Origin of the sequence: Paenibacillus sp. PCH8 (assembly GCF_002968835.1) — a bacterium.
Classification (GTDB): Bacteria; Bacillota; Bacilli; order Paenibacillales; family Paenibacillaceae; genus Paenibacillus.
Window position 1 is genome coordinate 167486 of record NZ_PKQK01000001.1, and the last position, 22118, is coordinate 189603.

The 22118-nt window shown below is 46.4% G+C and carries 18 protein-coding genes; 8 read left to right on the plus strand and 10 right to left on the minus strand.

The window, feature by feature from the left end; translation table 11 throughout:
• The first annotated feature begins 136 nt into the window (after positions 1 to 136).
• Positions 137 to 655, plus strand: coding sequence for a GNAT family N-acetyltransferase (locus C0Q44_RS00720; protein WP_105405616.1), 519 nt, complete (start codon positions 137 to 139; stop codon positions 653 to 655).
• A 176-nt stretch (positions 656 to 831) separates the two neighbouring features.
• Here C0Q44_RS00720 and C0Q44_RS00725 read toward each other — a convergent pair whose 3' ends face one another.
• Positions 832 to 1875, minus strand: a complete 1044-nt coding sequence (locus C0Q44_RS00725; protein WP_105405617.1) for a 2,3-butanediol dehydrogenase — start codon at positions 1873 to 1875, stop codon at positions 832 to 834.
• A 116-nt stretch (positions 1876 to 1991) separates the two neighbouring features.
• Here C0Q44_RS00725 and C0Q44_RS00730 point away from each other — a divergent pair, with 116 nt between their 5' ends.
• Complete coding sequence (locus C0Q44_RS00730; RefSeq protein ID WP_105405618.1) at positions 1992 to 2897, plus strand: LysR family transcriptional regulator; 906 nt, start codon at positions 1992 to 1994, stop codon at positions 2895 to 2897.
• A 171-nt stretch (positions 2898 to 3068) separates the two neighbouring features.
• Here the strand turns inward: C0Q44_RS00730 and C0Q44_RS00735 are convergent, their stop codons facing one another.
• Positions 3069 to 4799, minus strand: a complete 1731-nt coding sequence (locus C0Q44_RS00735; protein ID WP_258166110.1) for a methyl-accepting chemotaxis protein — start codon at positions 4797 to 4799, stop codon at positions 3069 to 3071.
• 435 nt (positions 4800 to 5234) lie between these two features.
• On the opposite strand from C0Q44_RS00735, the gene C0Q44_RS00740 reads away from it, so the two are divergent.
• Both C0Q44_RS00740 and C0Q44_RS00745 read left to right on the plus strand, forming a co-directional pair.
• Complete coding sequence (locus tag C0Q44_RS00740) at positions 5235 to 5861, plus strand: TetR/AcrR family transcriptional regulator (RefSeq protein WP_105405620.1); 627 nt, start codon at positions 5235 to 5237, stop codon at positions 5859 to 5861.
• Positions 5862 to 6836, plus strand: a complete 975-nt coding sequence (locus C0Q44_RS00745; RefSeq protein WP_105405621.1) for an alpha/beta hydrolase — start codon at positions 5862 to 5864, stop codon at positions 6834 to 6836. It abuts the gene before it with no gap.
• A gap of 83 nt (positions 6837 to 6919) precedes the next feature.
• Here C0Q44_RS00745 and C0Q44_RS00750 read toward each other — a convergent pair whose 3' ends face one another.
• Positions 6920 to 8272 carry an amino acid permease gene (locus C0Q44_RS00750; RefSeq protein ID WP_146113408.1) on the minus strand — a complete coding sequence of 451 codons (1353 nt, stop codon included), beginning with the start codon at positions 8270 to 8272 and terminating at the stop codon, positions 6920 to 6922.
• A gap of 430 nt (positions 8273 to 8702) precedes the next feature.
• A complete protein-coding gene (locus tag C0Q44_RS00755; RefSeq protein WP_105405622.1) occupies positions 8703 to 9158 on the minus strand; it encodes a GNAT family N-acetyltransferase in 456 nt (151 codons plus the stop codon).
• A 181-nt stretch (positions 9159 to 9339) separates the two neighbouring features.
• Between C0Q44_RS00755 and C0Q44_RS00760 the strand changes: the two genes are divergently transcribed.
• Both C0Q44_RS00760 and C0Q44_RS00765 read left to right on the plus strand, forming a co-directional pair.
• Complete coding sequence (locus tag C0Q44_RS00760) at positions 9340 to 9915, plus strand: GNAT family N-acetyltransferase (protein ID WP_181150807.1); 576 nt, start codon at positions 9340 to 9342, stop codon at positions 9913 to 9915.
• Entirely contained in the window at positions 9912 to 10259 is a 348-nt protein-coding gene (locus tag C0Q44_RS00765) for a DUF1801 domain-containing protein (protein WP_105405623.1), read from the plus strand. The genes C0Q44_RS00760 and C0Q44_RS00765 overlap by 4 nt, the downstream gene beginning before the upstream one ends.
• 79 nt (positions 10260 to 10338) lie before the next feature.
• Here the strand turns inward: C0Q44_RS00765 and C0Q44_RS00770 are convergent, their stop codons facing one another.
• The 5 genes from C0Q44_RS00770 to C0Q44_RS00790 all read right to left on the minus strand — a co-directional run bounded on the left by C0Q44_RS00770 (position 10339) and on the right by C0Q44_RS00790 (position 18647).
• Positions 10339 to 11643: a DUF1963 domain-containing protein gene (locus tag C0Q44_RS00770; RefSeq protein WP_105405624.1), complete on the minus strand. Its 1305-nt coding sequence runs from the start codon at positions 11641 to 11643 to the stop codon at positions 10339 to 10341.
• Between the two features lie 112 nt (positions 11644 to 11755).
• Positions 11756 to 12934 (minus strand): alanyl-tRNA editing protein, encoded by a 1179-nt coding sequence (locus tag C0Q44_RS00775; protein ID WP_105405625.1) that lies wholly within the window; start codon positions 12932 to 12934, stop codon positions 11756 to 11758.
• Between the two features lie 410 nt (positions 12935 to 13344).
• Positions 13345 to 15492: an alpha/beta hydrolase family protein gene (locus C0Q44_RS00780; protein ID WP_105405626.1), complete on the minus strand. Its 2148-nt coding sequence runs from the start codon at positions 15490 to 15492 to the stop codon at positions 13345 to 13347.
• Between the two features lie 243 nt (positions 15493 to 15735).
• On the minus strand, positions 15736 to 17505 hold the full coding sequence (dhaK, locus tag C0Q44_RS00785) for a dihydroxyacetone kinase subunit DhaK (protein ID WP_105405627.1): 1770 nt from the start codon (positions 17503 to 17505) through the stop codon (positions 15736 to 15738).
• Positions 17505 to 18647 (minus strand): glycerol dehydrogenase, encoded by a 1143-nt coding sequence (locus C0Q44_RS00790; protein ID WP_105405628.1) that lies wholly within the window; start codon positions 18645 to 18647, stop codon positions 17505 to 17507. Before C0Q44_RS00790 ends, dhaK begins: the two co-directional genes overlap by 1 nt.
• 366 nt (positions 18648 to 19013) lie before the next feature.
• On the opposite strand from C0Q44_RS00790, the gene C0Q44_RS00795 reads away from it, so the two are divergent.
• Both C0Q44_RS00795 and C0Q44_RS00800 read left to right on the plus strand, forming a co-directional pair.
• The gene (locus tag C0Q44_RS00795; protein WP_105405629.1) at positions 19014 to 20045 is read left to right on the plus strand and encodes a PocR ligand-binding domain-containing protein; all 1032 of its coding nucleotides are present in this window, start codon (positions 19014 to 19016) and stop codon (positions 20043 to 20045) included.
• 123 nt (positions 20046 to 20168) lie between these two features.
• The gene (locus C0Q44_RS00800) at positions 20169 to 21158 is read left to right on the plus strand and encodes an aldo/keto reductase family protein (RefSeq protein ID WP_105405630.1); all 990 of its coding nucleotides are present in this window, start codon (positions 20169 to 20171) and stop codon (positions 21156 to 21158) included.
• Positions 21159 to 21164: 6 nt separating this feature from the next.
• On the opposite strand, the gene C0Q44_RS00805 is transcribed toward C0Q44_RS00800, so the two are convergent.
• A complete protein-coding gene (locus C0Q44_RS00805; protein WP_105405631.1) occupies positions 21165 to 22085 on the minus strand; it encodes a LysR substrate-binding domain-containing protein in 921 nt (306 codons plus the stop codon).
• Positions 22086 to 22118 lie beyond the last annotated feature (33 nt).

A 22118-nucleotide genomic window follows, 5' to 3' on the forward strand; every position in this document is an offset into this window, starting at 1 on the left:
ACCCATAGAAATGATTGAGCTGTATATAGAACATTTGAATTCATTCATCGCCATTCATTGTGGTACAATGCACAATAAACATATTGAATACTTAACCCAGTGGAACACTTAGATGATAAGAGAAGGAGAATTATAGATGACAACGGCTGCCGTTACGATCCATCCTGCTACTGAAGCAGACCATAACGAAATTGTACATATCCTTGTTGCCAGTTACGCCGAGTACCGGGAGACGTTCGAGCATGAGGAACGGTGGGAAGCCTACCTGAAGGATATTAGAGAGTCCGTGGATAATCCGTATCTGACCCAATTATGGATCGCCAAGATTGAAGATCAGATTGTCGGCACAGTTCAATTATTCGAGACCGCGCATAAGGCTTATCCAGACTTCGAATTGCCCATCGACTATCCGTTTATTCGCTTGCTCGGTGTCGATCCACAATGGAGAGGGCACGGCATTGCGAGAGAACTGCTCCAGCACTGCGTGGACTCCGCCAAGGAGATGGGCAAAAATACGGTGTATTTATATACGGGTGGTCAGATGGTCAACGCCATCCGTTTATATGAACGTTTTGGATTTTATGAGGATGAGGAATTCAGCTCCGAGAGTAGCGGGGGTAAGGCGATTTGCTACCGCTATGATTCTCAAGGGTAATAGCGAACCACGATCAGCGGAATCTGATTAGTGAAGTGTAGTCAATGAAAGATACGTGTTCTACTTGAATAACGTGAAAAAGACCATTCATCCTCATGAGTGGTCTTTTTCACGATTTAAAATTGATACATCAATTATGTTTATATGAAAAATCTATCTTGGTTAGCGATAAGGCTTTAGCCGCCAATCTCCACCAAAATCTTCGCATGGCTCTTGTCGCTCATCAACAGCTCAAGCCCTTCCTGTACGATGTCGTCCAGTTTGATTTTCTTGGTGATAATCTGTTTCACATCGAGAGATCCTTCCGCAATCAATGAGATCACTTCAGGGAAAATGTGGCGATATGCCAGCGTTGCTGTCAGATTCGCTTCTTTCACCAGAAGATCGAAGAAGTTCACTTGGAGCGGATTTGGAATCGCGGCGATCACAACAACTTCTCCACCTTTTTTGACAACCGCAACGGCACTGTCCATTGTTGGTTGCACTCCCGCTGCTTCATAAGCCACATTGATGCCACCGGATTGTTGCAAAATCGCTTCGGTTGCATTGACTTTGGCACTGTTCACCGGAATAGCTCCCAGCTTGGCTGCCAAGTTCAGGCGTTCCTCAAATACATCGACTGCATAGATTTCAGAGGCCCCTGCAGCTTTGGCAGACAAAATGGTCAATAATCCAATTGGACCAGCTCCGTACACGGCTACCTTGTTGCCCACTTTCAGTTTGCTGTGACGAACCGCATGAAACGCTACTGCTGTAGGCTCTACGAGTGCGCCTTCTTCGAAAGTTACGTTATCCGGGATGGGATGGACCATGTATGCTTCAACAACAACATACTCCGCAAAACCACCATCACTATTCAGTCCAACGAATCCAAATTGTGTACATTGGTTGTACCGACCCTGGATGCAATATTCGCATTTTCCACAATGGTACAACGGCTCCACCACGACCCGATCGCCTACATTGATACCGCTTACATTACTTCCCAATTCATTTACGGTGCCTGCAAATTCATGACCCAACGTCAACGGCGCTTTCTGTCCTGAGAGCGGATGGTTCTCGCCTTCTTGAATCCCTACACCATGATGATAAGCATGTAAATCACTGCCGCAGATACCGGCATATTCTACTTTGATTTTGACTTGCCCTGCTTGAGCGACTGGAACCTCGCGATCTTCAACACGAACGTCTTTATGGGCATACCATACTGCTGCTTTCATGAAGTTCATCCCCTTTGTATGATTGTCTATGTATTATATCGCTGTTCATATATTATTCATATTTATAGATACTAATGTTAACATTAGCTGTATTAATATCAAACGGAGATGAGATCATGAATCTGGAACAACTTGAATATGTCGTTGAAATTGCGAAGACCCAATCGTTCTCCGCAGCCGCAGAGCATCTACATATCACGCAATCGGCAATCAGCCAATCAGTTCATCGTCTGGAGAAAGAACTGGGATTGATCCTGTTCGAGCGCTCGCGGCAAGGAACGCATCCCACTTCCGAAGGCAAACAATTCATTGCCAAGGCGCTGGACATCTTGCAGCGGATTGATGAGTTGAAGTCCCTGAACGCGGAAGCCTCCTCTCTTACCGGAGAGCTGCATGTTGCTACTTTCCCAAGTGTCATGCCCTATCTTGTCCAGTCTGCTGCGGACATGAAGCGTGAACACTCGCAACTTAACATCTCCATTGAAGAGAAAGGGTCAATGGAAATTATTGAGGATATTCGCAGCAACAAAACTCATCTGGGCTTTATCGCGATCTACGCCAAACAATTGCGGGAGTTCGATGGACTTCATTTCAGTCCCATGTATTCAGGCAAACTGGTGGTATGTACCCATCACCTGTCTGAACTTGCCCAGCACAGCCGCGTTACACCGAACCAATTAAAAGAACACAAGTTGGCACTGTATCGGGACGGTTTCATCGAAGACTTCATCCAGGAATTCACCTATGATCATGGCCCTCTGTCCATTCTGTTCAAAACGAATAATTCAGAAGCGATCAACATGGTGTTACGAAATAATATTGCTGCAACGATCGGTCACGATTTCTCCTTTCACCAACATCCACTGTGGAAAGAAGGCTTGGTGAAGATGGTTGAGATCGCGGAAATCGATCAACCGAAAATGCAAATTGGCTTTGTACAGACGGAATCCAAAGAGGGTGCCTTAGCCGCAGAAAAGTTCGCCCAACGCTTTAGACAGGCCATTGAGATGGATCATCTATAAAAGCTCCATGAAGAGCAAAAAGTGCTCCACGCCTCTGAAGGAAGTTAGGGATACACACCAACTTCTCCAAGAACGGAGCACTTTTTTTACTTATCACAGTCACATAATACCTTATATTTTATTCGCTTTGCTGACTACCTCTTGTCGTACTCTTACTACACCTTACCCAAACTATACTTTCACTTTTCTCACAGCTTCGCTCATCTCGTTCGTCTGCTGTTCAAGCATCGTGGAAGTCTGCTCCACCTTCTGGAACATAGCTGACTGTTCGCGCATCAGACGATAGATTTCATCCGAATGATCCGACACCCCGACTGAAATCTGTGAGATCGTAATAACGGAAGCCGCGGCCTCTTCTGAACCGGCCGAGATTTCCTCTGCGGCAGCAGATACTTCCTGAATACGATGCGTCACCAGTTGGAATGCGTCTACCACATGGGAGAAGGCCTGCTCTGCTTCTGATGTAATGGTAACCCCTTGTCCAATCTCCTGTGCGGTAACCCCCATTCGGGAGCCAATCTGCTGTGATTCTTGTTGAATGCGAATCAGCAGATCCGAGATCAGTTCCATAGATGTACTGGAGGCTTCCGCAAGCTTCCGAACCTCGTCCGCCACAACAGCAAAACCTTTGCCATGCTCTCCTGCATGCGCCGCTTCAATGGATGCATTAAGCGCGAGCAGCTTTGTCTGACTCGCAAAATCACGAACCGTGTGCAGTGCACCACCAATTTCCTGAGAGTAGTTGTTCAGCACCTGAACCATCGTTACAACTTCACCCGAGACATCTGAAATACTCTCCATCTGTTTCTTCATGAGTGTCATGTTCTGTTTCCCAGACTCTGCGGTAACAAGTGCACTTGTTGCCGCATCCGACACTATCATCGAAGATTCGGATATATCCGTTATGCCTTTGGCGATCTCTTCCATTGCATTCGCGCTGTCGCTCGCACTTTGCTTCTGGGTATGGGCTCCAAGTCTGATCTGTTCGACAGATCGATCAACGGTCTTGCTCATCTCCAGCATCTCTTCGGTACTCTGATTAAATTCCTTGGTTGATTCGGCTAAAATATCTGTGGTAGCGGCTACACCTTCAACCATGTCACTTACGATCTCATTCAAGTTCCCCGACATATGTATCATTGCTTGGTATGTTGTTCCAATCTCATCTTCGCTCCGCAAACGATATGACGTCAGAATTCGATTGGCTTCTGCAAGCTCACCCTGTGCCATGCTTTCGACACTTGCTTTCAGCGATTGGAGTGGCCGTAGCCCCCTTACGATAAACCACATAACAATGGCAATACCTGCAAGTGTAATCAATAACAACAAGGCATAGAAGGGAATACTCGATTTCATAATATCTGATTCGATACTTCCAATAACCGATACTGATGTATCGATTCCAATCACACCTGTCAGTTTACCATTGCTATCCAGCATGGGAGCATAAGAAGATATATAATCACCATACTCCTCGTTGTTAATGATTGAGGAACTGGCTATTTCTCCTTTTAGTAGCTTCTGTACAGCTTCCGTCGGGATATCCGTCACTTCATTAATTGGTGAGGCTTTAGCCACGTCCTTCATACCATCCACCATAATAAGGGGTGTACCTTTGTCATCTATTTTGACGAAATACACATACATTGCACCAATCCGTTCGCGAAAATCATCCAACTCATCACGAATCTTCAAGAACTCGTCATTCTCCTTGGGATCCTTAGCATACTCGGCATAAGATGCTGTATCCAGCTTATTCACATAACTCTGAGCAATCTGCATATTGTAACTCGAAATGGCCTCCTGCGCAGCCAGCTTCATATTAGCCACCTGTAACAGCATGCTTCCAGCCGCTATAATCATAATAACCAGTGTAACGACTGCAACAATGCGTACAACCAAACGTTTTCTAAAAAAACCGACCATCCGCTCCTCTTCCTCTCCCGTGAACCCAAGCCTTTTTGACTAGGCTCTACCCCAAAAACACATGATTGAAGCACTAAGTTATGGGAAAATAGTATACGAATATGTCGAAATAGGCAAGAAAATATTGGATTAATATAAAAACGCTATCATAGCCGTGGTAGCTATGTTGGTTGGGATTTTACGATGATGCCTTACGGAGAATGTGCTAGGGTTATCAGCTGAATAAAATCCAACGTATTCGGAATGTGAGTTCCGTACTGTTCCTTTTAATCTATGCTCATTCTCTTATTCAATCTGCTCACATCCAAATAAAGTTTACAATTCACCCTTGCCATAAAAGGTCAATTCATATATATTATTAATTAATTGATCAGTTATTTAATTAAAAAAAGTAAAGAACGGAGGATTCTTTTGGCGAGACCTATTAATGAAGAGAAACGACTGGAGCGGCGTAAACGCATCTTGAAAGAGGCTGTTATCCTGTTTGCCGAAAGCGGATATTCCAATACCACAACGGCTATCATTGCGAAACGTGCAGGAGTTACTTCTGGAACTATTTTTCAATACTTTCCAAACAAAGAAGCTCTGTTCCATACCGCTGTTCTTGAACCGCTTGCTGATATTCAGATGAAATCACTTGCTTCTCTACAAGGAAAAGGAACACCAGGTACGTTGATTAAAAATATGGTAGAAGAACAATTCAGCCATATTTACTTCTATACCAATGAATTGCGACTTGCTCAATCTGTCTTGGGGCAACGAACCAGGTTCCCTGAACTTACACAGAAGGTCCTTGAAAGTATAAAAGTCATGACCGATACGATTGAATCTGTCTACGCGAAGGGGCAATCCATGGGAGAGTTCAACAAAAGCTTTTCTCCAGCAATGATCTCTCGCAGCTATATCTCCTTCTTAAATGGAGTAGCTTTAACTCTCGGAGAAGACATTCTTCATCATCCAGAGTGGGAGAATCTGAAGGGACATGCCTTTTATCTGTTTGCACCAATACATCACGAAGAAACAACTGGAGGAATCTGAATGAGTCAACCATCATTACAACCCGCTCTGACATTTAAAGGTCGTGTGAAGAAACACAAGAAACTCTTATGGGGCCTGGGTATAGCGCTTATACTTATTGTGGCTCTTGTATTTTTTATATCTTATAAAGTAGTAGACACGTTGTTACACCATCCACGAGATACCAATGTCAGCTACGAGTTGAACATGGAGAAAACACCTTACGAAGAAGTTGAATTCAAGAGTTTGAAAAATGATAATACGATTCGAGGAACCTTCTTTCCAGCCAAAGTCTCTTCAGGCATAGCAAGTAACAAGACGATTATTGTTGTACATGGGTATACGAGTAATCGTTTAGTCAAAGGGCGTACTCCCAAGTTGGTCGAACATTTCGTTCCAAAAGGATATAACGTACTGTCCTTTGACCTCAGTTCACAGGGTAAGTCCGATGGGGATTTAATTACGATGGGTCTCCGTGAGAAATACGATTTACTTGGGGCTGTAGACTACCTGAAATCCAGAGATCAGGCGGGTGACCACATTGGAGTTATCGGCTTCTCCATGGGGGCTGCTACTTCTCTACTGGCCACAAGTGAAAGTGATGATATCCAGGCCGTAGTTGCAGATAGTCCATTTCGTAATGCCGGTTTATTTCTAAGAGAGGGCCTGCCATTCTTCTCAGGTTTACCTGCATTCCCATTCAGTTATACATCGACATGGATGGCGGATTGGGTCTTTAACGTTGATCTTGATTCCGTATCACCTATGGACACGGTTAAAAAGATGCAAGACAAACCCGTTATGCTCATTCATGGTACTGGAGATCAGCAAATAAGTTATAAAAATACAGAAAAGATCTATGAGTCCTTGAAAGATAATCCCAATGCCGAAGTATGGTATCCGCAAAATACGGAACACATCGATGCAATTAACCATTACCCCACTGAATATTTCCAAAGAGTAGATCAATTTATGGATAAGTATGTGGGTCCCTAAATTGAATAACACCAAAAAACATCCCGGCGCGAACGCGGGATGTTTTTTGGTACGTAATATCTCACATTTATATATTACAATGACTAAACGGCTCGTCCATCCGTCTTTCTGAATCGAATCAGGGACCAGATCACCAGCAATGCGAGCACGGCCAGACAGATGCTAATGCTGAACCGATTGCCTGCATCAAACACAAACATCACTGCAATGACACTGAGACACAGCACTACGGCTCCGGTTATATAAGGAAAACCCCATACTTTAAACGTCGGTTGAGCTGGATACCGCTTCCGCAGTTTTAACTGTGATGAGGCAATACAGATCCACACGAGGATCACGACAAACCCCGGAACTGCCAGCAGAATACGGAACAGCTGGTCCTGCGCGAACAGGCCTAACAGGGAACCTCCGAGCAAAACTACCGAACATACCAGCAAGGTGTTGATCGGGCTACCGTTGCGATTGGTCTTCGACAATGCTTTTGGAGCTTCTCCACCTATAGCCATGGAGTGCATCATCCGGGATGCACCGTAGATCCCTGAATTCGCAGCAGACAGAACCGCCGTCACCAAAATAAAGTTCATAATATGTGCAGCTCCCGGCAATCCTGTGGAAGCAAGCACCTGTACAAACGGGCTGCTCTCCGGCCCAATCTCATTCCATGGAATGAGGCCACAGATGATCAGAATCGGCAAAGTGAAGAATAGAATAATTCGGAGCATGAAATTGCCCACGATTTTGGGCATGACTTTATCTGCATTTTCCGTCTCCGTCAAGGTCAGTCCAATCAGCTCTGATCCTCCATACGAGAACATGACGACAAGCAGTGCCGAGAAGATTGATGACCATCCGTTCGGGAAGAAACCGCCTGCTTGTGTGTAATGTTGCAGATAAGGGGTGTTATCACTCGGAATAATGCCAAAGATCACCCCTGCACCAAGGAAGATAAAAATAATAATCATGGCAATTTTGATCCCCGCCAGCCAGAACTCGAACTCCCCGAACACCCCTACACTCATGAGATTCACCAGTATAATGAATGCCGCACAAGCCAGACTCAGCATCCACAACGGTACTTCCGTGAACCAATACTGCAAGAAACTTCCGGCAGCAATCACCTCAATGACACACACCGATAACCATAGGAAGCAGTACATCCATCCCATAATAAAGGAGACTCTGCTGCCGAATGCTTCCTGCACAAAGTCTTTCATATTTTTGTTTTTGTACACGGTAGCCATCTCCGCCATCGCAGCCATCACAACCAGCAACAATAATCCGGCAAAAATGTACGTGACGATCACGCCCGGGCCTGCAAGACCTATCGTCTCTGCACTACCTTTGAAAATTCCAGTTCCAATGACACCACCCATAGCCATAAAACTGATGTGTCTTGGTTTAAGCTTCTTTTGTAGTGTTCCTTCTGTCTGAGCCAATTCAAGTCCTCCTGATGTAAAAAACGTCTGTAATGCTGTCTTGTTTCATAGACATAATGTCCAGTATACCCTATTGTTCATGGATCAGCCCAGAAGTTACTTATGGCCAATTCATACCAAGCGCATCGTGACATAACCTATGTTTTATACCCCACAATGGCATGAAGCAATCTGTGTACAATCATCCAAGCACCACAGCGATTATGGGACATAACACCAAGACGGCAAACAGCGGATTCATATGATCAAACCACCAGTAAATCATGCACGACTCCCTCCACATTCTTCGTCACAAGGTTACGTTGCTTTATTGCTGCATTATTGAGTTTATTCTACTCTTTTTCCAAATTTCAATATGTATGATATGTTGCAAAATAAAAAAACCAGTGTTCTGTAAAAAACAGAATACTGGTTTCGCATGCGAATCCTTTTAGATTTTTTTCGTCATAAATGTGCTGTTCGGGTCCAATATATAATTTGCAAATGGTTCGCAATATTCGAATCCAAAATCTTCATACAGCTTCCGTGCCGGGATAAACGAATCCATCGAACCTGTCTCCAGACTGATTCGCTTATAACCACGGTCTGTGGCAACCTCCATAATATGAGCCAACATTTGTCTCGCTACGCCTTTTCTCAAATGGGCCAAAGCCGTACGCATCGACTTCAATTCGGCATGCTCAGAATCTATTTCTTTGATAGCCCCGCAGCCGAGTAAGTCGTCCCCATCCCATGCACACCAGAATGTAATTTCAGGCTTCTTGAGTCCATCCAGATTCAACGCATGGATACTCTCCGGGGGCGAATCCGCCTCCATCCCTTGCAAGTGCTCAGCGATTAAAGCCTTAACTTGTATTCCACTCAAATCATCCACTTTGATCTCCAAAACATATCACTCCTGCCGACATTATTATTGTATCTATTACTGAATGTATATCGATTATTTCATCTTACTACCGTGTCAGGTTTAATGACAAGAGGCTACTTAGTTACACTGAAATACGCTATTGTGATTCACCTATAATTACCAGTATGATGAGGCTATCAGATGCCAAAAGGAGACCCCTATGACCCTAACAACGGACAACTTGTTTTATAGCAAACGATTAAAGATGACGCCACCACGCCCAGAAGACGTGCAGACAATGCTGCAATGGAACGAAGACTCGGAGTACCTTCGGAATGTAGATACTGATCTTGCCATTCCCTATTCGGAGAAACAGCTGGAGGATGAGGGCGAAACGAAGAACAAGGAAGTGTACTTCAGACTGCGCACGCATGAAGAGGATACGCTGATTGGTTTTATCGTCATTCACAGCATTGAATGGAATAACCGCTGCGGACAGCTTGCCATTGGCATCGGACTTGCCGAACATCGCAACAAGGGGTATGGCACAGAAGCGTTGAATCTTATTTTACGATATGCGTTTCATGAAATGAATCTGGACCGGGTTGGCCTCGATGTCATCGCCTACAATGCCAAAGCGATCCGTTCCTATGAGAAGGTTGGTTTTCAGTTGGAAGGTCGGGCACGCTCCGCTGTATATCGGGATGGCAAGCGTTACGACCGCTTAATGATGGGAATTCTAAGACCAGAATGGGAAGCACACAATCAGATCCATACGGAGGGTGAACAAGCATGACCAAGAATGCAGAGGTCACTGCGTTTATTGAACAGATTCAGATCCCCTGGCAAGTACAAGTCGCAGAACAATTGCGTCAGTTAGTGCATGATACCATCCCTGACGTGCAGGAACGCGTGCAATACAAGAAACCTCATTTTTTGAAAAACGGAACATATGCTGCGGTTATCTCGCCATCCAAACAGGCCGTGTCCTTCACCATCTTCCATACCACTGGACTTGATCTACCCGATGGCATATTCGAAGGCCCGGAAGAGCGCAAAACGATCAAGCTCAAGGAAAAAGATTCGCCCGATTACGAATGGCTGGCGGGTCTGTTGAAGCAAGCATCTGCAGAATTGTAGGAAGATCTGGTGTTACATCAAAGGGGCACCCCATTAAGTTCAGAACTTACGGGATGCCTCTTTTTGTTGTAGCCTGCTTTTAAGATTGCTGATAGGATACGGCGGTCATCTGGCAGGGCTCACATATGAACATGTAATACATGCCCTCACCATATGCCTCAACCTCGCCCCAATCCAGTTGTGCGACAGCCTTCATTCTCGTGGAACAGCGTAAACATATTCGATACTCGGCATCCTGAACCCATCCCGGATGACCGCCGACCTGAGATAGCGATGGTTCCATCGCCCACTCACTGGCATGGAATGCATGACGTGATGCATTCGCAATCCGAAACTGCCGGCCCACATCCGGTGTAAGTTTTACATAGTCCTCCGGGTCAATGTCGTCCGCTCCCACGGGCATGACATTATGTGAGCTCCATAACGGTTCCCCTGCTGCATCCCTCTCCATGTAAACCACACCGTAACTGCTGCATATCACGCAAGTCTGGATCTGAAGTCGCTGGGCATGCCAAGACACGTCCCGCAGTGCTGGATGCTTAACATCCAGATTAATTAAGGTCGTTAACGCACTACCACACCATGGACAGCAATTGATGCTTGAGGTCAGCATTGAGAGCGAATCTTCGGTTATTGCCACGTTAGTTGCTTCACTCTCTTTTACTTTATAGAGTGAATAACTTGGGGTAGTGAATAATTCTCTGCGCTGCCCGTCCTTCGTAAGTTCCCAACCAGCTTCCGTGGTGTAATGCTCTGGTGCCACATACAACTCGCTCGACCAGGTCGGTGGAGACTGTCTCCACTGCCGGAACTGCTGCACAACAACATCATCACCGATATAAGCCAGCATGAGCAATATATGGTTACGATTCTCATCATCGGTGTTCACCTGCTGCAAGAGACGATCTCGCATTTCAGCTGAAGCACTTTGATACAAAATGGCAGGATAATAGATCTCTTGTTCCAGCAGCTCAGGAATTTCGGCCGTCAATGACAGATCATGATAACAAACCAGATATAGCAGAATATCTTTGCCAGTATCTTCATCGCCTGTACGAATCAAGTGCATCGCATAGTCCTTTATCTCATCTTGCTGGTCCGTAGACAAAGACAGATATACCTGTTCCTTGGAACGTTCATATGGGACATACCGAATTAGTGGATTGCGAACCTGGGGTTCATGCATGATTTTTATAATTTCGACCGGGTCTGTGATGTCCGCATACAAATCCACGTCACGCCGATTCGCTTCCATGTAGTTCTGACGCTCCTCACGCTCCATCTCCTGCTTGCAAGGCATGCAGTATCCACCTGTTCTGGCAGCCGTTGCTGGTAAAATGGTATTGATACACCCTTCCCGTATACACGATATACGTTCTGTCATGTTCCCACCTCCTCAAAATCCATGAAAAACACGCCACAACGTGACGTGTTTATCCCTTACTCCATATGTCTTCAATGCTGCCTGTCTCGTATTCGTATCTGCAAAACAAAACTCAGTGATGTCCCAGCTGCTCCCTGGTAAATTCATAAAAGGCAAGTGCATCCTCACTGCTGGCAAAGCCGGCCTGGGCCATTTTCTCACTGCCCCCACCTTTACCCTGGTAGGCTCCAAGATTGCCTTTGAAGAAAGGTCCACATGCCCATTCCGGCGGCTGTCCGTTCTGTGCCAGAACGACTTTGGCTTCCGAGATGCTGGCAAAGAGGACAAGACCCTCATGCTCCGCTGTCAGCTTGGTTGCCAGGCTCTGCATCTCCTTGAGCGATTTGTCTTCAAAGATCTGGGCAATGACCAGTCCTTCCCGTGCAGCCAGCAACTCCTCCGCGTAGTATGTATCATTCGTTGTTTTGACTGTATTCAGCTCCGTTTGCAGCTGCTTCTGTTCCAGTTCCATTTTCTCAATACGTTCCACTAATTCATCCTTGCTCGTCTTTAATATAACCGAGATGCTGTTTAGCACGTTTTGTGTGGCGGTGAATTCATTCAAGGCCCTTGTTCCACATTTAAAATAAATGCGGGTGCTGCTCTTCACTTTTTCGGTTTTTAACAGCTTAATAATACCAATCTCGCCTGTTGCTGACACATGCGTGCCGCCGCAAGCGTTGTACTCCACACCTTCAATCTCGACAATGCGAATGTCCTCCGTTACCGAAGGCTGCTTCACCAATGGCAGACGTGCTGCCTCTTCAGCAGTCACCCATGAACTACTGATGCGAGCGTTACGATAAATCTGGCGGTTAACCTCTTGTTCGATAGTCGTCAGTTGATCCACGCTCAACTCAGGCGCCTCCACATCAATCGTGGCATGATCCGCTCCCAGATGAAAGCTCAGCGTCATCGCATCCACCAGCTTCAACGTGATTGCCGATAACAGATGCTGTCCGGTATGTTGCTGCATATGATCAAATCTTCGATCCCATTTAAGCTCGCAGTTCACTTCATTCTGTTCAGGGGCACGTTCCAGCTTATGCCATACGTCTCCATCTTCGATATTCACATCCAGAACCTGAATTCCACCGATTCGTCCCAGATCACAAGGCTGCCCGCCCCCATGCGGGTAGAAAGCAGTCTCTGCCAGCGTGACATATATCCCATCTTCCTTGTCCATTCTCCCTGTAATCGTTGTATGCCACTCTCTGGTGTAAGCAGAGTCATAATAGATTTTTTGCGTCATTGAATCATCACAATCCCTTCTCGTTCAAATGAATACTGCTTTTATTTCAATATTTGATAAAGTTTGATAACTCTCACCATGCCATTCATTCAAAATACTTATATCTGTTCTCCAGATTACACTATTTGGCATAAGCAAGCCAAATCTCTGCCTCACCTCACCGCTTCACATATCAAAAAGACCACTCTGTAAGCCAAGCCTACAGAGTGGTCTTATTACACTATCCACGTTGAATTGAAACGTTGGATAGGGTCTGCCCCTATAATGAATACACCAGAACGGAGATGGCAGACTAATACTGGAGAAGCAAAGTGTTCGCCCTTATCCCCGGATAACAGCGATCAAAAGCATAGTCTGCCATCGGAGTGGTCCAGTGTAATTCCTAAGACGCAGTCCATGTCTTTTTTACATCAAACCAAGTTCCAGAACAGTGCCGTATTCGCCACCGTAACCATCGTGAACAGCAACGTATTTACAAATGCGGCCAGCCACACATTATTCGTTTTCTCAAACAATTTGCGTGCGTACACAGCAGCAATGATCAGACATGGCACCAGTGCGAACAACAGAATGCCGTTCAACGCTTGACCCGGATACAGAGCTACACCTGTCGTGAAGTCTTTGCCGTATTGCAACAGCATCCAGAGCACCAGTCCGCCAACATTCAGTACCATCGCCAGGAACATACCGCCACGTTTGCCGCGTGTATTGGCATTCAAGGCTACTGCGCTGACGAAGTAATAGATCAGGAAGAACGGTGTATAACGCAATGCAGTAATGAAATGTTCGCTTTCGAACGTCCGAACCGCGAACGTCCAGATTCGGAAGTCCGTTCCGAAGATTGCTTGCACTACAAACAGCAACGCATAACCGATGACTACAGCAAGTACTGCGGTCACCAGGCTGGCAATAATCGTACCAACGTTCAGGCTAATTCCATAATCGCTGAAACGAGTTCCTGCATCCTTTTTGGAGAAATAATGGAAGGCAAAGGTCACCATCATCATAATTAATGCCGATACCAGCGCCCAGTATACAATCTGGTTCGTCGTTGGTTCGTTGAAGTACGTGCTTGTTACAACAATATGGCCTGCATATTGGAAGACGAGCCACATCCCCAGGGATACGATCGCCAGCAGTACACTGCCTACCGCAATATTTTTCATCCGGCGGCTTGCCTTAAAGTCATTCTTCTTGCTTCCCGCCATCACGAATCCAATGATTGCTCCAAGCACACTCACGATGAGCAGAATCAGGGCAATAATGCGAAGAATATTCAGTCCATTTGCCGCTTTATCCATCAATGTCGGGAACAAGATCGCCGGGATCAGCGTGCTGAATGCGATAGCGAGCCAGTAGATCATCTTCTGTTTCCCACTAACCGCTGCAGACACCGTAGCAATCTCTCCCGTTGCTGCTTTACGCAAGAACGGCAGTCTGAGCAACAACGTAATCAGCGGCACAATCATCAGGAAGAATCCGATCAGCGCGACAAAGTTAAATGCTTCCTTCGCCCACCAGATCTGATTGCCGGAATCCAGATTCACATTCGTCTGGTTCGGTGACGTTACACCTTTGAAGGCATGAGCGTAAAAGTCGATCAAATGTCCCGTTGTTGTACTGGAGAAATGGTTCCATGGGTGCGTTTGATTCGGCGTAAACATAATATGTTCACCCGTCTGGGAAGCACGTACCACCTTGCCATCCACGGTCAGATCACCGGACTGTACTTTCGTAAACTGATCGGTCGCTCCTCTCGGTGCATCTGGTGCGAGTCCAAGGAATGCTTTACCCGAAATAGTTGCTGCAAAATCTTTGCGAGTGACAGTGCCTTGCACTTCTTTCTCTGCGGCAGTTTTCTCTTCATCCGATTTGTTGAAGAAGAATTCGTCATACTTGCCTGCAATCATACCAACGGTACGATTGCCGTATGCCGCTTGCAGCTGATCCTGTGGTGCAACAGCTGCTGCATAAGAATAATCAGCACCCGCTGTTATACCGGCGTAGATCATACGGTGTCCCGTCTGCAGTGCAGTCATCTCATCCATGTACATCGATAACAGAGTGGAGAATCCGCCCATGGAATGGCCGCTGACCGCTACATATGCGTTGCCTTGCTCATCCTTTTTGGTAAAATCTTGCTCATAGATATATTTCGCTGCATCAAACTGCGAGTATATCCAGAACGTGCCGAACAGATCCTTAACCGGAATATCTGCACTCCAGCGGGAATCCCCGTGGTCATACATATCCAGTGCAAGCACAATGTAGCCGCGTCTGGACATTTCAATGGCAGGTGCATCTTGCATTTCTTTCGTATTCAGATAACCATGTGTTGTAATAATGACCGGACGTTTATCATCTGCACCAGCACCTTTGGGCATGTAGAGCAGACCCGACAGTGTTCCGTGCTCGGCCTGGAATTTGATCTCTTTAACCTTAACGGAATAGATGGACGTATTGAACATCCCGGCGAACAAGCTGCCAAAGATGACCAAAACAAGTGATAAAACCAGCAACCCCTGCGGTTTTTTCAAGAATGAAGCGATTGTTCTCATATAAGACTCCTTTTTAGTAAAAATAAAATGATAGATAGATAGATAATCAGATAATATACATGTTGCTTATACGAAGAATAACCATAAAGTAAGCTGTTCAATTTAGGTGTAAATGATAACATGTAAATTTTGACTTACTATGGCCAAAAAAAGGCACACATAACGACGCCTAACGTCTGACGCCGTTACCTGTGTCACTTTTGACTCATATCATTCATAGTTGAAACGTTGACTAACTCTATCTTATTTCATGGACTCGGACAGCTCTGTGAAAATAACACCCAGCGCATACGCGCCAGCATCTGGGTAACCCAGACTTCGTTCGCCGACCGTACCTGCGCGACCCATGCGTGCTACGATATCTTCCGTTTTCTTCGCACCCTCAACTGCTGCGGCTGCACCTTTGGCGAATGCCGTTTTGAAATCATCTCCAGACTCCGCACTTTGCGTCCAGGAATCAGCACACGGAACGAGTGCATCAATCAGAGTCTTATCACCTACAACGGCACCGCGTCCGAAGGAACGCTCTCCCGTGGACTGTATGCCTTGTACTGCCGCATGTAACATTTCTGCGAATTCAGCAACATTCAGCTGCTGTTTGTCGCCTACGGCTTTGCCCGCTGCACGGAATGCCGAACCCCAGATCGGACCGGATGCTCCGCCGCAGTATTCCATAATGACAAGAGAACATGAATCAAGGAATGAACCGATGTCTTTTTTATCAACGTTAATGATGTGATTCCATTCGCGTTTCAATTGGCGGAAGCCTTTCGCCACACTCATCCCGAAGTCACCATCACCGGCATGAGAATCCAGTTCACAGAACGGGACTTCGTTCTTAATAATGATCTCACCCATTTTATCGATCAGGTAGACGATGTTATCCATTGAGAACTGATTGTTGTTAATTACCGCAGAAGTTGCAGGCGTCTCCACTTCGAACGATACCGGAGCATCTTCAGTCACAACCGCTTCCAGCGCTTCGGAATACGCCACTTGTGCTGCAGGAGGACCTGATACTTTGAACGCAGGTGTATCACTTTCCTTGAACAACAGGGTTTTCAGTTCTTCATCCAGTTTCAGAATCGTTACCGATGCACCCGCCATATCTATACTGGTCATGTAGTTTCCAACAAACGTTGTAGCGACCTGCAAACCTGTATGCCCTGCAATTTCACGTTGAACGGAATTGTTAAGCAGGTACAATTCTTGCAGAGGTGTGGCGCCAAAACCATTCACGAGCACTGCGATCTCAGCAGATGCATCGTTGTCCAGCTTCATGTCAGCAAGCAGCGCTTCAACCATACGCCCTGCAAGCTCATCTGCCGATACCAGTTTCTCCCGGCGTATACCCGGCTCACCATGAATACCTACACCAAACTCCATCTCATCTTCAGCGATTTCAAATGTAGGTGTTCCTTTGGCTGGCACGGTACAGGATGTGAATCCAAATCCAATACTGCGCACGTTCTGGGCTGCTTTCTCCGCAACCGATTTCACATCGGTAAGGCTTCGACCTTCCTCGGCTGCTGCTCCAGCGATTTTGTGAACCAGAACGGTTCCGGCAACGCCACGACGTCCTACCGTATACAGGCTGTCTTGCACAGCGATGTCATCCTCAACGCGCACATATTGCACGTCGATGCCATCTTCCTCTGCCAGATGCGCTGCATTTTTGAAGTTCATCATGTCGCCACTGTAATTCTTGATGATCATAAGTGTGCCTTTGTTGCTGGCTGTAGCCTTGATCGCCTGATACACCTGGATTTGGGAAGGCGATGCGAATACATCTCCACACACAGCCGCATCCAACATGCCTTTGCCCACATATCCTGCGTGAGCCGGTTCGTGTCCGCTGCCGCCGCCGCTGATCAGGCTGACTTTGTCAGCTTGAATCTCTCTGCGTTTGATGACTTTATATTTTTTCAGGAATTCAAGCTCCGGGTGTGCAAGCGCAATCCCGTTGCACATTTCCATAACCACATTCTCTGCCTGGTTGATAATTTTCTTCATTACTTTGCCTCCCTGCGAGCTGCTTTGTATTCCCGTCCAATTCGGTCAGCCGCTGCAATCGCAGCAGCCACTTCAGGAACGGTGATCGGGAAAGGCATGGCATGAATCGATTCTTCTGGAATACAAGCGATCTCTGCCACTTTCAGCAACTCTTCCTGACTAATAATGTCTACACCGAGATCAGCCAGACTCACAGGCAGTCCCACTTCGAGACAGAAGTCCATAACCTCATACAGTTCTTCGGTTGGCGCATTCTCAAGAACGAGCTGTGCAATTGTACCGAAGGATACTTTTTCGCCATGGAAGAAGTGGTGTGTACCTTCCAGGATAGTCAAACCATTGTGGATCGCATGTGCTGCAGCCAAACCGCCACTTTCGAATCCAAGACCGGACAGCAGGATGTTCGTCTCTACAATGTTTTCCAGGGCTTGAGTAACCACGTTGCTGTCACTGGCTACTTTCGCTTTAGCACCATCACTCAGCAGCATTTCATAACACAATTTTGCAAGTGCAAGCGCTGCGTTCGTTCCTACTGCAGATGGTGTGTATCCTTCACGGGAACCCATTGGCAGACTTGCGTTAACTCTGGAGTAGGATTTCGCTGTTGCTCTTGCTTCAAAGTACGTGGAAAGTGCATCTCCCATACCGGATACAAGGAAACGTGTTGGCGCGTTGGCAATGACCGTTGTATCCACGAGAACGACACTTGGGCTTTGTTTGAAATACGCATAGTCATCGAAAGCACCTTCTGGTGTGTATAATACAGCCGAATGACTTGTCGGTGCGTCTGTTGCCGCAATCGTTGGACAGATGATTAATGCTTCACCTTCCGCTACACATTTGGCAGCATCGATGGCTTTACCGCCACCAAGACCGATCGTGCATGTACATCCTTTTTCCTTCGCGATTTCTTGCAGACGTGCAACCTCTTCACGGGAACATTCCCCTCTAAAACCGCTTTCAACAAAAGTGATATTGAATTTCTCAGCGGTCGCATCCAGCTTCGCTTTTACACGTTGAACATCATCGGGATGAGCGATCAACAATGCTGATTCTCCAAAGGATTTTACGAAGTAACCCAGGTTCAACAATTCGTCTTCGCCTTGAACATACTTGGTTGGGCTGATAAATGCTTTTCTCATATTGATATATGCCTCCTAAAATAATATAATGGTCGTTTTTTGCTATTGCACAGTACACCACCGACAGAGCAGCTTGATGTGGAATTCTTTGCTGTCGTTTTACATCAAATTTTAAACTTCTTACAATTGACCTTAATATACCGCATACACGGGAGGTTTAGCAGTGGACTTTGATAACAAATGATTATAATTTGCAATCGTAATTTGTTGCTTTTTAGCACAATCGTGGTATGTTATTGTCATGAGATGGTTCAATGATGACCTCCCATCCTACATTACCCGTCACCACTACTTCTTAATATGTACAACTTGCTAACTTTTAACAGTCGAAATGAATCATCAGGTTAGCTACGGAGGTAACACGTAATGATTAAAGAATATCTGCATATCAATAAAATTCTGGATCTCACCAAATGGAAGCGCCTACAAGATTCTCTGGCATCCGTAACCAAACTTGCGATCCTCACCGTTGACTATAAAGGCATTCCTGTGACCAGCCATAGCAGTTGTCAGGCTTTCTGCCAAAAGGTACGCAAAGATCCCGAGCTTCTCCCCTACTGCCAAAAGTGTGATTCGCGCGGCGGTCTGGAGGCGGTTCGGTTGAATGAGCCCTACGTATATCTGTGCCACTTCGACATTATTGATATCGCCATTCCGATTACGATTGATGGCAAATATATCGGAGCCGTGATGGCAGGTCAAGTGAAACTCGCCGATCCAGAGAAAGGCACCGATCTGGAACAGATCGTCACATCCAAGAACGTGCCCATGCATGCGGCCAAACTGGAGGAATTACAACAGGATTATGACCAGTTGCCTGTGATGACCTACGAAGAGATCGTGAAAATCTCCAATATGTTATCCCTGCTCTGCAACTACATTGTGGAGGAAGCGCTCAACAAAAACCTGCTGGTTGAAATGTTTGAGAAGGCTTCGGGCAATTCGGAGTCGATGAACCTGTCCACCATTCTGCCGGGGTACTCCATTCGTAATATCGAGTCCATCAAAAAAGAGATGACCAACGCGATTGCGGATGCCTATCTCAAAAACAGCCCAAGCGATACCGAAAGCACCAGCCCGGTGCTTCAGCCTGCTTTTGAATACATTCATACACATAAGAGCGAACAAGTATCGCTTAAACAAATGGCCGATCTGTGCCACCTGAGTCCCAGCTATTTCAGTCGACTGTTCGCCAAGGAGACGGGTGAGAACTTCACAACCTACCTCGCACGGCTTAAAATCAAGTGGGCCAAGCAATTGCTAGAGGTCACCGACATGCCGGTGTCACAGATCAGCGATGAATTGGGATTCAATGAATCCGGTTATTTCATCAAAATATTCAAAAAGTTCGAGGAGATCACACCTGCCATCTATCGTAAATATATGCAAGAGAAATGAAATTGCAGTTTAAGAAATATGTACTGATATCTTTTTCGTATCAAAGATGGGGTTAAAAGATATTTCACCTGTTGATCTGCCATTGCTACAATGGAGTCCAGATTACTTAGGGAGGCGTCATCGATGGAATATCGCAAATTAGGAAATAGCGGGTTAACCGTCAGTGAGATTTCACTGGGCAACTGGATTACGCATGGAGCACAAGTGGATGATGGAACAGCACAAGCCTGTGTGAGGGCCGCTTTGGATGCAGGTATCACCACATTTGATACGGCAGACGTCTATTCAAATACCAAGGCAGAAATGGTATTGGGACAAGCGCTCAAGGATATTCGAAGAGAACGTATTGAACTGTGCACCAAAGTCTGTCACCCAACCGGCTCAGGTCACAATGACAGAGGACTTTCGCGCAAACATATCATGGAAGCCTGTAATGCTTCATTACAACGGTTACAGACTGATTATATCGATGTCTATTACGCTCACCGTTATGATCCCAACACGCCGCTGGAAGAGACCTTCCTTGCATTTGCGGATCTGGTTCGTCAGGGCAAAGTCCACTATATTGGGGTCAGTGAATGGAACGCCGATCAGATTGCACAAGGCTCTGCATTAGCAAGGGAGCTTCGTGTGCCTTTTATTGCGAGCCAACCGCAGTATTCCATGTTATGGCGTGTTATTGAGCAAGAAGTCGTGCCAGCAAGCGATCAAGCAGGGTTGGGTCAGATCACATGGTCTCCTCTGGCTCAAGGCATACTATCAGGTAAATATGCACCTAACGAAGCACTCCCCGCTGAATCACGTGCAGCGGCCGAGGCTGGAGCGCCCTTTTTCAACAAGCTGGCAGGTCGGTGGTTACGTGAAGAGGTTCTCACCGCTGTACAACAGCTTGTTCCATTAGCCAAAGAGATCGGTCTAACGTTGCCTCAACTCGCCGTTGCCTGGGTTCTCCAGCATCCGTATGTTAGTTCCGTTATTATCGGTGCATCCCGACCGGAGCAAGTATTGGAAAATGTTAAAGCCTCCGGTGTGAAGCTGGATCGGGAGATTATGACCCGCATTGATGAAATACTAATGGAGTGGATAGAGAGAGATCCTGCGATGACGGGTTAATCGCCATTAGGAGTTAACTTTAGTCATACGAGGACCTTGTTCATTCCCTTTGACACATTCATCTACGATGTTCATAAAGCGGGAGATGACTTCCTGATTCGTATCCGTCCGCCATGCCGTGTACAACGGTACGGAGGGCGGATTTTCTGCTAACGGGAGAAATACCACACCCTTCCGCTGGAACACGTCTACCGAAGAAGGAACGATGGAAATGCCCATGCCTGCTGCCACCAGATTCACAATGGTGTACATCTGGATCGCTTCCTGTGTAATTCGAGGATCTACACCATGCTCCCTGCAATAATCCAGAACGAGACGATGGAACGGAGAACCCAGATGCCGTGGGAATAAAATGAAATCCTCGTTCGCCAGCTCTCGGATGGATACCTGAGTCTGAGAAGCTAGCGGGTGATGATCCGGCAATACGGCAATTAACGTTTCCATCTGACATGCTCGGAACGAGACATGTCGAGCATGATCTTCATATCGTAGAAATCCAATATGAATCTGTCCGTCTTCCAGTGCCTGTAATTGTTCGGACGAGGTCATCTCACGCAGCGTCAGTTCAATCTGCGGATACGCAACGCGAAATTTTCTCAGCACATCCACCATGATGCTCCCCGAAGCCGAGTCCACAAACGCTATGGTTAGATGTCCAAAGATACCTTGGTCAGCCTTCTGCGTAAGCTGGATGGATCGTTCCAGTTGGGCCATAATTAGCCTCGCCTGTTCCAGAAACACGGCACCCGCTGGCGTGAGGCGCACCATTTTTTTGGTACGTTCCAACAGCTTCACGCCAAGCTCTTCTTCCAGATTCTGAATCTGCTGGCTCAGCGGTGGTTGCGTCATATTTAATTTCTCCGCTGCACGGTGGAAATGTAGCTCCTCCGCCACGGTGATAAAGTATCTTAACTTTCGGATATCCATAAGCCTATTGTGCATCCTTCCGTCTGCCCTGTT

Excerpts from the sequence above, each read along its gene's own strand:
- C0Q44_RS00720 (WP_105405616.1), top strand. The coding sequence starts at position 137 with ATGACAACGGCTGCCGTTACGATCCATCCTGCTACTGAAGCAGACCAT.
- C0Q44_RS00725 (WP_105405617.1), bottom strand. The coding sequence starts at position 1,875 with ATGAAAGCAGCAGTATGGTATGCCCATAAAGACGTTCGTGTTGAAGAT.
- C0Q44_RS00730 (WP_105405618.1), top strand. The coding sequence starts at position 1,992 with ATGAATCTGGAACAACTTGAATATGTCGTTGAAATTGCGAAGACCCAA.
- C0Q44_RS00745 (WP_105405621.1), top strand. The coding sequence starts at position 5,862 with ATGAGTCAACCATCATTACAACCCGCTCTGACATTTAAAGGTCGTGTG.
- C0Q44_RS00760 (WP_181150807.1), top strand. The coding sequence starts at position 9,340 with ATGACCCTAACAACGGACAACTTGTTTTATAGCAAACGATTAAAGATG.
- C0Q44_RS00765 (WP_105405623.1), top strand. The coding sequence starts at position 9,912 with ATGACCAAGAATGCAGAGGTCACTGCGTTTATTGAACAGATTCAGATC.
- C0Q44_RS00770 (WP_105405624.1), bottom strand. The coding sequence starts at position 11,643 with ATGACAGAACGTATATCGTGTATACGGGAAGGGTGTATCAATACCATT.
- C0Q44_RS00775 (WP_105405625.1), bottom strand. The coding sequence starts at position 12,934 with ATGACGCAAAAAATCTATTATGACTCTGCTTACACCAGAGAGTGGCAT.
- C0Q44_RS00780 (WP_105405626.1), bottom strand. The coding sequence starts at position 15,492 with ATGAGAACAATCGCTTCATTCTTGAAAAAACCGCAGGGGTTGCTGGTT.
- dhaK (WP_105405627.1), bottom strand. The coding sequence starts at position 17,505 with ATGAAGAAAATTATCAACCAGGCAGAGAATGTGGTTATGGAAATGTGC.
- C0Q44_RS00790 (WP_105405628.1), bottom strand. The coding sequence starts at position 18,647 with ATGAGAAAAGCATTTATCAGCCCAACCAAGTATGTTCAAGGCGAAGAC.
- C0Q44_RS00795 (WP_105405629.1), top strand. The coding sequence starts at position 19,014 with ATGATTAAAGAATATCTGCATATCAATAAAATTCTGGATCTCACCAAA.
- C0Q44_RS00800 (WP_105405630.1), top strand. The coding sequence starts at position 20,169 with ATGGAATATCGCAAATTAGGAAATAGCGGGTTAACCGTCAGTGAGATT.
- C0Q44_RS00805 (WP_105405631.1), bottom strand. The coding sequence starts at position 22,085 with ATGGATATCCGAAAGTTAAGATACTTTATCACCGTGGCGGAGGAGCTA.